The sequence below is a fragment of the Chryseobacterium sp. YIM B08800 genome (assembly GCF_026163565.1).
GTDB lineage: Bacteria > Bacteroidota > Bacteroidia > Flavobacteriales > Weeksellaceae > Chryseobacterium.
Genome location: NZ_JAPDKN010000125.1, coordinates 1 through 401, shown reverse-complemented (window position 1 = coordinate 401; position 401 = coordinate 1). Strand labels below are relative to the sequence as shown.

The following is a 401-nucleotide window of genomic DNA, read 5'->3' as shown; positions in this document are numbered from 1 at the left end:
CGATTACTGATGCAAACGGATGTACAGGAACAGTAAGTGCTACTGTGACTCAGCCAACAGCAATGAGTGCAACGACTTCTCAAACAAATATTTCATGTAACGGAGGAACTAACGGAACAGCAAGTATTGTTGTAACAGGTGGAACAGCACCTTATACTTATTCATGGTCTCCAACAGGAGGAACTGCAGCAACAGCAACAGGTTTAGCAGCAGGAGCTTACACAGTAACAGTAACCGATGCAAATGCATGTACAATTACGAGAACGATAACAATCACTCAGCCAACAGCAATTTCAGGAACAACAGTTGTTACTAATATTGCATGTAATGGTAGTTCTACAGGAGCTATTAACTTAACACCAACAGGTGGAACAGCACCTTATACTTTCAACTGGGGAGGA

Annotated in this window: 1 pseudogene; it reads left to right on the top strand. The window is 42.1% G+C overall.

Annotation, left to right across the window (positions count from 1 at the left end):
- Positions 1–401, top strand: a pseudogene (locus OEW74_RS19590) (PKD domain-containing protein); the annotation flags it as partial.